We start from the raw sequence: 13182 nt of genomic DNA, 5'->3' as shown, positions 1-13182 counted from the left end.
GGCTTAAAACAGGGGGTAACTACAGTTTTTGATCACCACGCAAGCTACGGGCAGGTTAGATACAGTCTTGATTTAATTGCTAAAGCTGTAGAAGAACTCGGAATTCGAGCTGATCTCTGTTATGAGATTTCTGACCGCAATGGACCGGAGCAGTCTCAGGATTCAATTACAGAAAGCGAAAGTTTTTTACGAAAGATTAGGGAGAAAGATATGGACCACTTAAATGGTAGAATTGGCTTACATGCTTCTTTTACCTTAGAGGATGAAACTTTAGAGCAGGTTTCAGATCTGGCAGATGAGTTGGACAGTAGTTTTCATATTCATGTAGCTGAAGGACGAACTGATTTAGAAGACAGCCGATTACGCGGCTACAATGGAGCGGTTAAGCGTCTTGATCAGTATAACATCTGGCGGCCGGGAACAATGGCCATTCATGGAGTGCATCTACAGGAAGGTGAACTGGAGATCTTAAGAGATAATGACTGTTATCTAATCAATAACCCGGAATCAAATATGGGAAATGCTGTAGGAGCAGCCCCTTTAAAAGAAGCGCTGGCTAAAGGTTTAAAAGTAGGTCTCGGAACAGATGGTTATACAACTGATATGTTTGAGAGCATTAAGTTCGCCAATTTAATGCTCAAGCATCAGAATCGGGATCCTCGTCTCGGCTGGACTGAAATACCTCAGATGGTTTTTAAAACCAATGCTCAGCTGGCAACTGAGACTTTTGGACCTCAGCTGGGAGTTTTAAAAGAGGGAGCGGCAGCAGATATTATTGTGGTAGATTATAAGCCGCCAACTGCGATCAACAGTGATAATACTTATGCCCATATCTTATTTGGGATTAATGGGGGTATGGTTGATACAACAATTGTAAAAGGAAGAATCTTAATGGAAAATCGGGAGGTGCAGGTAGTTGATGATGAGAAAATCACCTATGAAACAGGAGAACAGGCAGACGATTTCTGGCGCAGATTTTAAAGAATACTTTCAGCCAGAAAATCTTCAAAAAGCTCTGGAAATAAAAGCTGAATATAAAGAAGAGCTCAAAGTGGCAGCAGGATCTACAGATTTACTGGTAGCAAATTATGAAAAACTGCATGAGATTGAATACTGGCTGGATTTGGTAAAGCTGGATGAGCTCAAAGAAATTAAGGTTAAAGACAACAAATTGCATATTGGAGCCATGGTAACTCACCTGGATTTAATGGATTCAGATTTAATTAAGGATAAATTGCCGGTGTTGGCTGCTGCAGCAGAAGATGTTGGTTCACCTCAAATAAGAAGCAGAGGTACAATTGGAGGTAATATCTGTACATCTTCCCCTGCAGGAGATCTTTTAGCACCACTATTAAGCTATGAGGCAAGTTTCAAACTGCAGACAGAGGCTGGAGAAAGAATTGTTAAGGCAGAAGATTTCTTTACCGGTCCTAAAAGAAACTTAATGGAAGCAGATGAGCTTTTAACAGAGATTATAATTCCGATGACTGAAAATAAGAGAGAGGGTGCCTGGATTAAGGTTGGCCGCCGCAAAGCCCTTGTTATTTCTACTCTGACCCTTGCTGTTGTAATGGAGTTTGAAGGAGAAAAAATAGTTAAAGCTGGTGTGGCAATGGGTTCAGTTGCTCCAACTCCAGTCAGGCTTAAGGGGATAGAAGCGGTGATGATTGATCAAACACTTAAAGACCTTGATTATAAAGCGCTGGGAAAAGAAGTTAAATCCAGTATCAATCCGATAGATGACTTAAGAGGAACTAAAGAATATCGAGAAGATGTGGCAGTAGATGTGATGGTTAGAGCTTTAAATGAAATAGAAAGGAAGGTGAGCAGCTGATGCAGATAACTATAACAGTTAATGGAGCCAAAAGAGAATTGGAAGTTACTCCCTATACCAGGCTGCTCGATCTGTTGAGAGAAGATTTAGGGCTAACCGGTGTCAAAGAAGGCTGTGGTAAAGGTGAATGTGGTGCCTGTACTGTAATTATGAATGGAGAACTGACCGCTTCCTGTTTGGTACCTGCTCCCCAGGCCGATCAGGCTGAGATTGTAACCGTAGAAGGGCTGGGCACAAAGGATGATTTGCATCCAATTCAGGAATCATTTGTGGAAGCCGGTGCAGTGCAGTGTGGTTACTGTATTCCAGGAATGGTTCTGGCAAGCAAAAGACTGCTGGATGAAAAACCTAAACCAACAGAAAAAGAAGTCCGCTATGGTCTTTCCGGCAATATCTGCCGCTGTACCGGTTATGCAAAGATTATCGATGCTGTAATGCTGGCAGCAGATAAACTTGCAGTTGAAGGAAGTGATAGTAATGACTGATCAGAATAAGAGAATTAAAGATTATTTCTGTAAACATACTACTCGCTGTACAATTGAAGGAGTAAAAAAGAGCAAACGTTTTGTCGGGCATGATATTTTGAAAGCAGATGCCTGGGATAAAGTAACTGGAGAGGCAGTTTATCCTGATGACATCAGCTTTGATGATATGCTGCATATTAAAATCAAAAGGGCAGTTCACCCCCATGCAATTTTAAAAGATATTGATATTTCTCGAGCTAAAAAAGTTCAGGGAGTAGTTGATATCATTGTTGCTGAAGATATTCCGGATGTAAGGCAGTTCGGCCTTATTATTAGAGACCAGCCGGTTTTAATTGCACCCGGAGAAAAGATGCGCTATATGGGGGATGCTCTGGCGATTATAGTTGCCGAAACTAAAGAGGCCGCAAAAAAAGCCAGAGATTTAATTCAGGTTAAAGTAGAAGAATTAGAAGTGATTACTGATCCCTTCCGAGCCATGGAAGCTGATGCTCCAAATATTCACCCTGATGGAAATATAGTAATTACCCATCATTTAAATCGGGGCGATGTTGATGAAGCTTTTAAAAATTCAGCCATTGTAGAAGAAAATCGCTATCAGACACAGTTTATCGATCAGCTGCCGATGCAGAATGAAGCTGGAGTTGCCCTCTATGATGAGCGGCACGGAGTAGTTGATATCTGGGCTGCAACCCAGTGGCTGCATGATACTCAGGCTGATGTTGCCCAGTCACTGCGTCTCTCTAAGGATCAGGTTAGGATAATCCAGCCAACAATTGGAGGAGCCTTTGGTAAAAAAGAGGATGTTTCAGTTCATATTCACCTGGCAATAGCAGCCATGCGGACTGGTAGACCGGTTAAACTCTGTTTTACCAGAGAAGAGTCAATGATTACCCAATCCAAGCGCCATCCAATTACAATTATTAATAAAACTGGTGTTGACCGGGATGGTTATTTAACAGCCTGGGAGACCAAGTTTGTTGGAGATACGGGAGCCTATGCTTCCAGTGGGCCAGCGGTTGTGCACAAAGGGATGTATCATGCTACAGGGCCTTATAACTGCCCTAATCTGCGTGGAGTTTCTCATGCTGTTTATACAAATAACACCTATGCCGGTGCGATGCGCGGTTTTGGTACTGCTCAGGGAGCTTTCGCCTATGAGCAGCAGATGGATATTCTGGCTCATAAATTAAATATAGATCCCGCAGAATTTAGACTAAAAAATATTTACCAAAAGGATTCAATAACTCCTAACGGTCAGCAGCTTACTCACAGTGTAAATGCAGAAGAAACAATTAAAAGAGTGATGGAGCTCAGTGACTGGAAAGGGGGCAGAAAATAATGAAAAAATTTGGACGAGGAATGGCAACAATTATGTTTGGTTTTGGTTATGGAGAGGGATTTCCTGACCATTCAATTGCCTCAATAGAAATTAAAGAAGACGAGCGGATAGTAATCAGAACTGCTGCTGCAGATGTTGGTCAGGGAGTAATTACTACAGTGATTCAGATTGCAGCTGAGATTTTAAGAATCAATCCTAACTACTTTGAGGTGGTACAGGGTGATACCCATAAAACGAAAAATTCGGGTTCAACTTCTGCTACCAGACAGACCTATTTTACCGGTAATGCTGTAAAAAAAGCAGCAGAAGATATGCTGGCCAATCTTTACCACTACGGCAGTCTGGAGTTCCGCAGCAACCATCCTGAGATAGCGATTGAAGACGGCAGAATTTATATGTATGATGACCCTGATGATTATATAAGCTACTGGGAAATGGCTGAGAGAGTTAAAGAAAGAGGCGAAAAACTGGAAGCCGAGGGAAGTTTCTTTCCTGTAACTTACAGTCCGGATGAAAACGGACAGGCTGATAAAGTTTATGTAGCCTATACATTTCTTTCTCAGGTGATTGATATTGAAATTGATACTGATACGGGAACTATTGATCTTTTAGATGTTTATTCTGCTATTGATCTTGGGAAAGCAATTAATCCTAAAAATGTTGAAGGTCAGATTGAAGGTGGAACAGTTCAGGGACTTGGTATGGGAATGATGGAAGACCAGGTGATCCGCAATGGTAAGACCCTAAATGCAGGCATGACAGACTACCTGGTGCCGACAAGTGTTGATGTTCCTAAATTTAAACATTATCTGGTTGAAGAAGAGGACTCTGAAGGACCATTTGGGGCCAAAGGTGTTGGAGAGCCAACTTTAATTGCGGCAGCACCGGCACTGGCCAATGCAGTTTATGATGCAATTGGAGTCAGATTTTTTGAGCTGCCGATCAGTCCTTCTAAAATTAAAAAAGCTCTGAAGGAAAAAGAGAAGGAAGAAAATAGCTAATGGCAAATAATTATTTAATTACTGGAGCTAAAGGGGTCGGTAAGTCAACACTGCTGGCCCGGCTGCTTCAGGAACTCGATCTAAAAACAGCTGGGTTTTCAGTGGCGAGAATTAATGCGGCAGATGGTAAGCCGCTGTTATTTGAGCTAAGGCAGGCAGCTGAGTTAAAAGAAAAAGGTACAGAAGCATTAAAGAATCAGGCTCCTGCAGAGTTTTCTGCTGCAGAAAAAGTAAAGGAAGATCAGGCAGAGGCCAAAAGATGTCAGGAAACTTTTGAAATTTTCAATGGCGCACCGGAGACTTTAAGCCTTTCGGCAGCTGCAGGAAAATCACTTAAATTATTAAGATATCCGAAAATTTTTGCCTATCGAGAAAATACTGAAGCTAAATTTACTCTAAAAGCTGAAGTTTTTGATAATCTTGGGGTTGAATTGTTAAGAGAATCGGCTGAGCTGATAGTTATGGATGAGCTGGGGCGCTTTGAATTAGAGGCCGCTAAATTTCAAGAAGAAGTTTTTTCTCTACTCGCTTCAGAAAAAATTGTTATTGGAGTTATAAAAGCTGAAGAGAACCCATTTCTGGATAAAATCAGGCAGCGAAATGATATAGAGATTTATCAGTTAAATGAGGGTGACCAGGAGCAGAGGGCAGTGATCTTAAATAAGATTTTAGAAAATTTAAAAATATACAAACAGGAGAGTGAATAAAATGGCTGATATAAGTGTTAAACTTTTTGATATGACTTTAAAAAACCCGGTAATGCCGGCAGCTGGACCACCAATCAAGGATGCTGAAATGGCTAAAAAAGCCAAAGAAGGTGGAACAGGTGCAATAGTAACCAAAACAATTTCGACTGAGGCTGCTGAAGTACCGCGGCCCAATATGGCTCAGACCAGAGGAGGTTTTATGAATACTGAGCTCTGGTCAGAAATGGGACCTGAGCACTGGCTTAAAAATGAATACCCTGAGATTAAAAATTTGGGTCTGCCGGTAATAGTTGGTCTTGGTTACAGTGCCGATCAGATTAATGAGCTGGTTCAAAAGACAGATCCCTATGCAGATGCCTTTGAGCTTTCAACTCATTATCTGGGCAGTGATACTTCACCAGTTGTAGAGAGTATTAAGGCTGCCAAAAAGGCAACTGATAAACCGGTGATGGTTAAATTAAGCCCCCAGATTGACATCCCCAAATTTGCAAAAGCTGCTGAGGATGCAGGAGCTGATGGCCTGGTTTTAATCAACTCTTTTGGTCCAACCCTTGATTTTAACATCGACAGTGGGAAACCGCTGATGGGGAGTGAAGATGGATACGGCTGGCTTTCGGGAGAGGCAATATTCCCGCTGGCTTTAAGAGCTGTTTTTCAGGCAGTAAAAACTGTTGAGATACCAGTTCTAGCAGTTGGTGGTATTTCTACCGGAGAAGATGCTGTTAAGATGATTATGGCTGGAGCTCAGGCAGTTCAGACCTGTACAGCCGCTATTTTAAAAGGACCCAAAATTTATGGAAAAATTGCTGCAGAAATTGATCAGTACTTAGAAGAACATGGTTATGATAATTTAGATCAGATCAGAGGAATGGCTCAAAAGAAAGCACCCGAAAAAGCAAATTACAAAACTAAAGTCCCAGAGATTATTAGAGAAAACTGTACCGGATGCCGTCTCTGTATTACTAGCTGTGTTTATGATGCGAATTATCTTGATGATGATAATAAGATTGTTATTGAGGCAGCAAAATGTGCGGGCTGCGGACTCTGTGTTACCCGCTGCAATTTTGATGCTTTAAAACTGGCCTGATAAAAGAAAAGAGAAAGGGGGGAGTTTATGCTGAGAAAAGAATTATTAAGGCAGGCCCGCGGTCTGGAAAAAGCAGATAAAGTCTTTAAGAATGCAACAATTGTTGATGTTTTTAATGAAAGACTGATTGAAAATGATATTGCTGTTGCTGATGGAATTATTATTGGAGTTGGAGATTATGAAGGAAAAGAAGAGGTTGATCTTGGAGGCAGAATTGTAACTCCCGGTCTGATTGACGCTCATCTTCATCTTGAATCCTCAATGACCAATGTTGATGAGTTTGCCCGGGTGATTATTCCCAGAGGGACGACGACTATAGTTGCTGATCCCCATGAGATTGCTAATGTTGCAGGACTGACAGGGATTAGATATTTACTCAAAGCTGGTAATGCCCAGCCCTGGAATTTTAATCTAATGCTCCCTTCCTGTGTTCCGGCTTCAAAATTTGAAAACTCAGGCGCAGAACTTTCAGCCGCTGACTTAAAAACTCTGATCGATGAAGAGGGGATTTTTGGTCTGGGTGAGGTAATGGATTTCCCATCGGTTATTAGTGGAGATAAGGGAATCTGGGATAAAATTGAAATGGCTTCAGATTTATTTAAGGATGGTCATTCACCCGGGCTTTCGGAAAAAGATTTAAACGCCTATTTGCTGGCTGGAATTCAGGCTGATCATGAGGCAACAACGGCTGAGGAAGCCAGAGAAAAAGTTTCTAAAGGAATGTATATCATGATTCGTGAGGGCTCAGTAACCCGAGACTTAGTCAGCTTGCTCCCGGCTGTAAACAGCAGCAACTCTTCCCGTTTTATGTTTGCGACTGATGACAGGCATCCTGGTGATTTAATTAAAGAGGGTCAGATTGATTTTGCTGTCCGAAAAGCAATTCAGTATGGTCTTTCACCTCTGCGAGCTGTTAAACTGGCAACTATCAATGCTGCTCAGGCACTGGGAATTAAAAAACTGGGTGCAGTTGCTCCCGACTATAAAGCTGATCTACTGGTCTTTGATAATCTGCGAGAATTTGAAGTCAAAAAGGTTTATAAGGACGGCAGACTGGTTGCTGAAGATGGAACTCTGCTCAAGTCTATTGATGATAAAATTTCTCTGGATAAAGAAGATTTTATGAATAAAGAAATTGAAGAAAAAATATTTAACTCAGTTAAAATTGGCGATATTTCTGAAAGTGATTTTAGACTACCTGCTGCTAAAAAATATCGGGTAATTGAACTGATTAAAGATCAGGTAGTTACAGGAGAATCAGTTTATCATACAGAAGCTGAATACGAGGATGAGCCGCCTGCAATCGAGCTGATTGGACACAATCTTGTTAAGCTGGCTGTTGTCGAAAGGCATCATAAAACAGGCAATGTTGGCCTGGGGCTTTTGCGCAACTTTGGTCTCCGACGGGGTGCGATTGCAACTTCGATCGGCCATGATGCCCACAATATAGTTGTAGCAGGTGTTGGAGCTAAAGATATGGAACTTGCTGTTCGAGAAATCGAAAAGATGCAGGGTGGACTGGTGATTGTTGTTAACGGCAAAGTCGAAGAATCTCTGCCGCTTCCTGTTGCAGGATTAATGGCAGTTAAATCTGTTAAAGAGGTAGCAAATCGTTTGAATAAAATGAGGGATATAGCAAATGGACTTGGAGTTAACAGGGATGGACCATTTATGACCCTTTCCTTTATGGCTCTGACTGTGATTCCAGAACTTAAATTAACTGACCAGGGTTTATTTGATGTAAGTAAGTTTGAAAAGGTAGAGTTAATAATTGAGTAGAATTTTAAAAGCTTAAAAGCCTATTTAAAATAATGTATTTATGTATTTTTATGGTCTGACTTCAAAACTTTATTGACAAGCTGCTCAAGTTTATCTATAATAATAGATGGAATTGAAGTTAAATCATTATTCTTTAAAATATGTAAATAATTATCAGTTTAAATAAAATTTAAATAGGCCTCGTATAATTGTGATGATATGGTTCACAAGTTTCTATTGTCAGCCGATAACTGACAACTATGAGGGAAGTAGATTAGAACTGCTCCAGATAATTTTAAAATATCAGAGCAGAATCTAGACATGGTTGACATGTGCTATCTTAAAGGGGTACTTTAACCCGGGAAGATAGATTCCTCATAGCAGGAGTCTATTTTCTCGGGTTTTACTATTTTATAGAGGGGTGGTGAAAACTTTAGATTCTGTTTTTAGATATCTAGAAAAAAATAAGGAGGGTATTTATTAATGAGTAATAATAATGGAACTTTAGAAAACATATTTAAGTTAAAAGAAAACAATACTGATGTGAAGACTGAGCTTATCGCTGGGATTACTACCTTTATGACAATGGCCTATATTATCTTTGTTAACCCTGCAATTTTAAGTGATGCAGGAATGCCTTTTGACGGAGTATTCATTGCTACAATTTTAGGTGCAATGCTTGGTACTCTGGCGATGGCAGCTTTAACTAATTATCCTTTTGCACTGGCTTCTGGAATGGGCTTAAATGCATTTTTTGCTTATTCAGTAGTTATTGGAATGGGAGTTACCTGGCAGGCGGCACTGGGAATTATATTCCTGGAAGGTATTATTTTTATTATTTTGAGTGTGACCCCTGTTAGAGAAATGATTGTTAATAGTATTCCAATGGCTTTAAAAACAGGTATCAGTACAGGTATTGGTTTATTTATTGCCTTTATTGGACTGCAGAATGCTGGAATAGTCGTAGCAGATCAGGCTACATTAGTTGCAATGGGAAGTGTTTTAACAGGACCTGGTCTGGTAGCTTTATTTGGTTTGATTGTTACAGGTGTTTTACATGCTAAAGGGATTAAAGGAGCTCTTCTCTGGGGTATCCTGGCATCTACAGCTTTTGGTTGGATTAATGGGGTAACACCGGCTTTCAATGGTGTAGTTGCAATGCCGCAAATGTCTGACTGGTCAGAAGTATTATTCCAATTAGATATCGGGTCAGCTTTGAGCTTCAGCATGATGGGAGTTTTATTATCATTCCTCTTCGTAGATATGTTTGATACAGCTGGAACTTTAGTTGGAGTAAGTCAGCAGGCTGGTTACTTAGATGAAAATGGTGATTTACCAAAAGCAAGTAAAGCTCTTTTAGCTGATGCTATTGGTACTACTGGTGGTGCTTTATTTGGTACAAGTACAGTAACTACTTATGTAGAGTCTGCTTCTGGTGTAGCTGAAGGTGGACGTACAGGTTTAACTGGGGTAGTGGTTTCTATTCTGTTCTTCTTATCATTATTCTTTAAACCATTAATTGGAATAGTTCCTGGAGCAGCAACAGCACCTGCTTTAATTATTGTAGGTACAATGATGATGACTAATATTACAAAGCTTGACTGGGATGACTTTACAGAAATCCTGCCTGCCTTTGTAGCCATGATTGCGATGCCTCTAACATATTCAATCTCTAATGGTATTGCACTTGGATTTATTGTTTATCCAATAGTTAAGCTCTTTACAGGTAAAGGTAAAGATGTACACTGGTTAGTATATGTTCTGGGTATAGTATTTGTACTATATTTTGTAGTTCATTAAGATAAACTAAACTAACTAGATTAAATTTAAAATTTAAAAAATAGCTTCAATAATTTTATCTAGAAAAAGCAGGCTCTCATTTTTGCGAGGCCTGCTTTTTTGAGTTTATAATGATTTTTTTCAGTTTGAAATTACTTTATTTTATTTCATTTAGTTCAAGCATGTTTTCATAGCTGACTGCTCCGACAACTTTGTTGGTTATAATTCCATCTTCATTCAGAAAATAGCTGGTTGGGATACCTCTGACCAAATAATTTTGGGCTGTACTCTTATCAGTATCTAAAAGGACCGTAAAATTTAGTCCGTTCTGCATCATAAAATTAGCAGCTGTTGATTTATTTTCACCAATATTAACAGCTAAAATGGTCACTTCTTCTCCATATTCTTCGTGCAGCTTCTGCATATCTGGCATTTCTTCTCTACAGGGAGGACACCAGCTGGCCCAGAAATTTAGAAAGACTTTCTGCCCCCGGTAATCACTTAAACTTACTTCTTTATCATTCATATTCTTAAGAGTGAAATCCGGAGCTTCCATACCTGTTTCTGTTCCAACCTCAGCCTGAACTACAGCCGGGCTCGAGTTTTGAAAATAAAAGATTGATAGTCCACTTAAAACTAGAGCCGCAATTAAGATTATAGAAATTTTTTTCTTCACTAATTATCCCTCCATTTCAAAATTCATATTCTCGTTATTATAATTATATAAGTAAAGCACTCAAATTTCCAGTTTTTTAGATAAAAATATCGCAAAAAAGGGATATGGATTAAAATTAGTTTTCTTTAGGATCTATCTGCCGGCAAATTAAAGCTTTAATTTTTAATTGTTTTTTCAATGATTTCTTTACTTTTTTCTGCAATTAACTCAGGATAATCAAGGTGGATATAGTGGCTTCCATCTAAAATAAAAGTCTGACCATTAGTTGCTCGGGCATAAGAAGTTATACTTTTCTGCCAGTAATCTTTTTCATTTTGGCTGGAAATAAAAGCAGAAAAAGGTACTCCTGATTTATCTTGCTTAGAAACTAATTGAGAGTTACTTTCCACCATATCAACTTCTTCCCACATATTTTTAGTCTGGACCCGGCGATAAAATATTGTTCGGGCAATTTGAGCTTCTTTTGCTGTTAAAAGCTCCTTTTTAACTGCTTCAAAATTATTGTTGAAAACTTCAGGCTGATTTCTAACCAATCCGGTCCTGGTCAAAAAAGTAATTAGAGGAGATAAAAATGGTCCTTCTTCAGATTTTTCAATAACCCCGGGGACCAGAGGGTCGAGACCAATAATAGCTTCTATTTCCTCAGGATACAGGTTGGCCCAGTAGATTGCTTCCAGCCCGGCTAGAGAATGAGGGAATAAAATATAGGGAGCTTTTTCTCCGGATAATTTTAAGGCTGTTCTTGTTTCATTAAGTACAGTTTTTAGATCTCTGTCAGCAGAACTGATTTCACTCCAGCCATAACCAGCCCTTTCAACTACTACAATTCGATAATCAGCTGCTAATTTTTCAAAAAGCACCTTGAAGTCATAGTAGGGAGAAACAGTCCCCAGCCCGGACATAAAAACCAGAGTTTGATCTCCCTGGCCTTCAGAATAGACATGAAGCTCTGTTCCATCTACTTCTACCATTTTGCCGGGGGCAGGATATTTTTCTTTTTCTTCAGCAATCAGCTCTTTGTGTTCAAAATAACTGCTTAAAACAATAAATGAGACTAAAGCAATTAAAATTAAAGGCACAATAATTAAAACGCGTTTTAAGATTTTTTTCAATTTACTCTCTCCCTTTTAAGTTTTCTTTTTTAGATTCTAAACTTTGATTAAAAATTTGATATTTTTTATTGTTAAAAAATGCTATAGATAATGCCAGAATTTCGGTAATCAAAATAATAGTTAAAACTGCCTGCCAGCCATAAGCCTGTTGAGTTCCCAAAACAATTAAAAGTAAAAATACAGAGATTCCATCTGCAAGTAAAACAGCCAAATAGGACAATTTTTTTGAAGAGGTCTTATAAATTGTCCAGGATACAGCAAGCTCACTTACAGTTCCAATTACAGCTCCAAAAAGAAAATAAATTAAAATTGATTCAGCTAAATTGCTGTCTGGATTCAGAAATATATTTTCAAAAAAAGCAATTACGACCCCGACCATGCCTGAAGGCAGTAAATTATAAATGTAATCTTTAAATTTTTCCATTCTTACCTCCTTATAAACCTAAATAGTCTTTAAAAGCACCAGCATAACTGCGCGAAACTTCAACTTCCTTTTTATTAGTTAATTTCAGCAGCAGGCGGCCATTAAACCAGGGAACAATTTCTTTTATATGTAGAATATTAACTATCTCTGACTTGTTGATTCTGACAAAACCTTCGACAGCCAGTTCTTCTTCCAGCTGATATAATTTTTCCTTAACTCGATATTTTTTATCTTTGGTTAGAGCATAGATAATGCTATTTTGAGCTGCACAAAGTATAATATCCTGATAATTTATAATTTCATAATTTTCATCCAGCTGACCGATTAAATGATCCTGCAGTGATTTTTCTTTTTCTGAAGCCTGATTTAAAAGTTTATTTTCTAAAAATGAAATTAACTGCTCAATTTTTTGAGGGTTAAAAACAATGCTGATTCCGTTTTCAGGAATTTCCTCTCCATTTTCAACCAGTGCCAGCTCTGCCTGCTTGGAAATCTCAAAATCTCTGGCTTCCAAAAAATCTTTTAATAAAAGCTGGTATGGATCAGAACAGATCAATTTTACTTTCATAATTATTTGCCTCCAGATTTTCTGTTTGCTTTAGAATTATTTTCAAAAAATTACACATTATCTTAATTATATTAATAAAAGTTAGCCAAAGTAAAGTTTTATTTCTGATAAGCTACTTTTTTGCTTAAATACAGAATATCACTTCCTGTAGAATTAAAAAACAGCTTTTAGCTAAGTCGCAGTTTTGAGAGTCTAAGTCGTATTCTGTGAGTGGCAAAATGAATTAAGACAACTTATCCTGTTCTAAAGGCCAGTCGGGCTTTGAGATTAACCTTTTAGCTAAAAACTTTTTATATTCAGCTAAGATCTTATATAATAAGAAAAAATATAACTTAAAAAAATTAAGGGGAGAGATTTGGCTCTTCGCTATTTAGTGTGGGTAATACAAATGGCATATATTAACATTAATGGT

At 38.7% G+C, this 13182-nt stretch carries 13 protein-coding genes and 1 riboswitch; of the genes, 9 read left to right on the top strand and 4 right to left on the bottom strand.

Annotated elements, in window-relative coordinates:
• The 9 genes from CI949_RS10300 to CI949_RS10260 all read left to right on the top strand — a co-directional run.
• Positions 1 to 981, top strand: a 981-nt coding sequence (locus CI949_RS10300; protein ID WP_290766031.1) for an amidohydrolase family protein, incomplete at its 5' end; no start/stop codon positions are given.
• Complete coding sequence (locus tag CI949_RS10295; RefSeq protein WP_108138224.1) at positions 920 to 1834, top strand: xanthine dehydrogenase family protein subunit M; 915 nt, start codon at positions 920 to 922, stop codon at positions 1832 to 1834. The genes CI949_RS10300 and CI949_RS10295, both read left to right, overlap by 62 nt.
• Positions 1834 to 2319, top strand: a complete 486-nt coding sequence (locus CI949_RS10290; RefSeq protein WP_108138222.1) for a (2Fe-2S)-binding protein — start codon at positions 1834 to 1836, stop codon at positions 2317 to 2319. The genes CI949_RS10295 and CI949_RS10290 overlap by 1 nt, the downstream gene beginning before the upstream one ends.
• Entirely contained in the window at positions 2312 to 3658 is a 1347-nt protein-coding gene (locus CI949_RS10285; protein WP_108138220.1) for a xanthine dehydrogenase family protein molybdopterin-binding subunit, read from the top strand. Before CI949_RS10290 ends, CI949_RS10285 begins: the two co-directional genes overlap by 8 nt.
• The gene (locus tag CI949_RS10280) at positions 3658 to 4659 is read left to right on the top strand and encodes a xanthine dehydrogenase family protein molybdopterin-binding subunit (protein WP_108138218.1); all 1002 of its coding nucleotides are present in this window, start codon (positions 3658 to 3660) and stop codon (positions 4657 to 4659) included. The genes CI949_RS10285 and CI949_RS10280 overlap by 1 nt, the downstream gene beginning before the upstream one ends.
• A complete protein-coding gene (locus CI949_RS10275) occupies positions 4659 to 5366 on the top strand; it encodes a nucleoside-triphosphatase (RefSeq protein WP_290766022.1) in 708 nt (235 codons plus the stop codon). The genes CI949_RS10280 and CI949_RS10275 overlap by 1 nt, the downstream gene beginning before the upstream one ends.
• A gap of 1 nt (position 5367) precedes the next feature.
• Positions 5368 to 6453, top strand: a complete 1086-nt coding sequence (locus CI949_RS10270; RefSeq protein WP_290766019.1) for an alpha-hydroxy-acid oxidizing protein — start codon at positions 5368 to 5370, stop codon at positions 6451 to 6453.
• Between the two features lie 27 nt (positions 6454 to 6480).
• A complete protein-coding gene (ade, locus tag CI949_RS10265) occupies positions 6481 to 8232 on the top strand; it encodes an adenine deaminase (protein ID WP_290766016.1) in 1752 nt (583 codons plus the stop codon).
• A 160-nt stretch (positions 8233 to 8392) separates the two neighbouring features.
• Positions 8393 to 8492, top strand: a riboswitch (purine riboswitch).
• Between the two features lie 202 nt (positions 8493 to 8694).
• Complete coding sequence (locus CI949_RS10260; RefSeq protein ID WP_108138210.1) at positions 8695 to 10011, top strand: NCS2 family permease; 1317 nt, start codon at positions 8695 to 8697, stop codon at positions 10009 to 10011.
• Positions 10012 to 10147: 136 nt separating this feature from the next.
• Here the strand turns inward: CI949_RS10260 and CI949_RS10255 are convergent, their stop codons facing one another.
• The 4 genes from CI949_RS10255 to CI949_RS10240 form a co-directional block, all read right to left on the bottom strand.
• Entirely contained in the window at positions 10148 to 10666 is a 519-nt protein-coding gene (locus CI949_RS10255; protein ID WP_108138208.1) for a TlpA disulfide reductase family protein, read from the bottom strand.
• A 155-nt stretch (positions 10667 to 10821) separates the two neighbouring features.
• Positions 10822 to 11778, bottom strand: coding sequence for an alpha/beta hydrolase (locus CI949_RS10250; protein ID WP_290766009.1), 957 nt, complete (start codon positions 11776 to 11778; stop codon positions 10822 to 10824).
• Between the two features lies 1 nt (position 11779).
• A complete protein-coding gene (locus CI949_RS10245; RefSeq protein ID WP_108138204.1) occupies positions 11780 to 12202 on the bottom strand; it encodes a hypothetical protein in 423 nt (140 codons plus the stop codon).
• A 10-nt stretch (positions 12203 to 12212) separates the two neighbouring features.
• Positions 12213 to 12770, bottom strand: coding sequence for a LytTR family DNA-binding domain-containing protein (locus CI949_RS10240; protein ID WP_108138202.1), 558 nt, complete (start codon positions 12768 to 12770; stop codon positions 12213 to 12215).
• Positions 12771 to 13182: the final 412 nt, after the last annotated feature.

The organism is Halanaerobium sp. (assembly GCF_003070835.1).
Note: the sequence above shows the minus strand (reverse complement) of the source record. Positions and strands in the feature narration are given on the sequence as shown.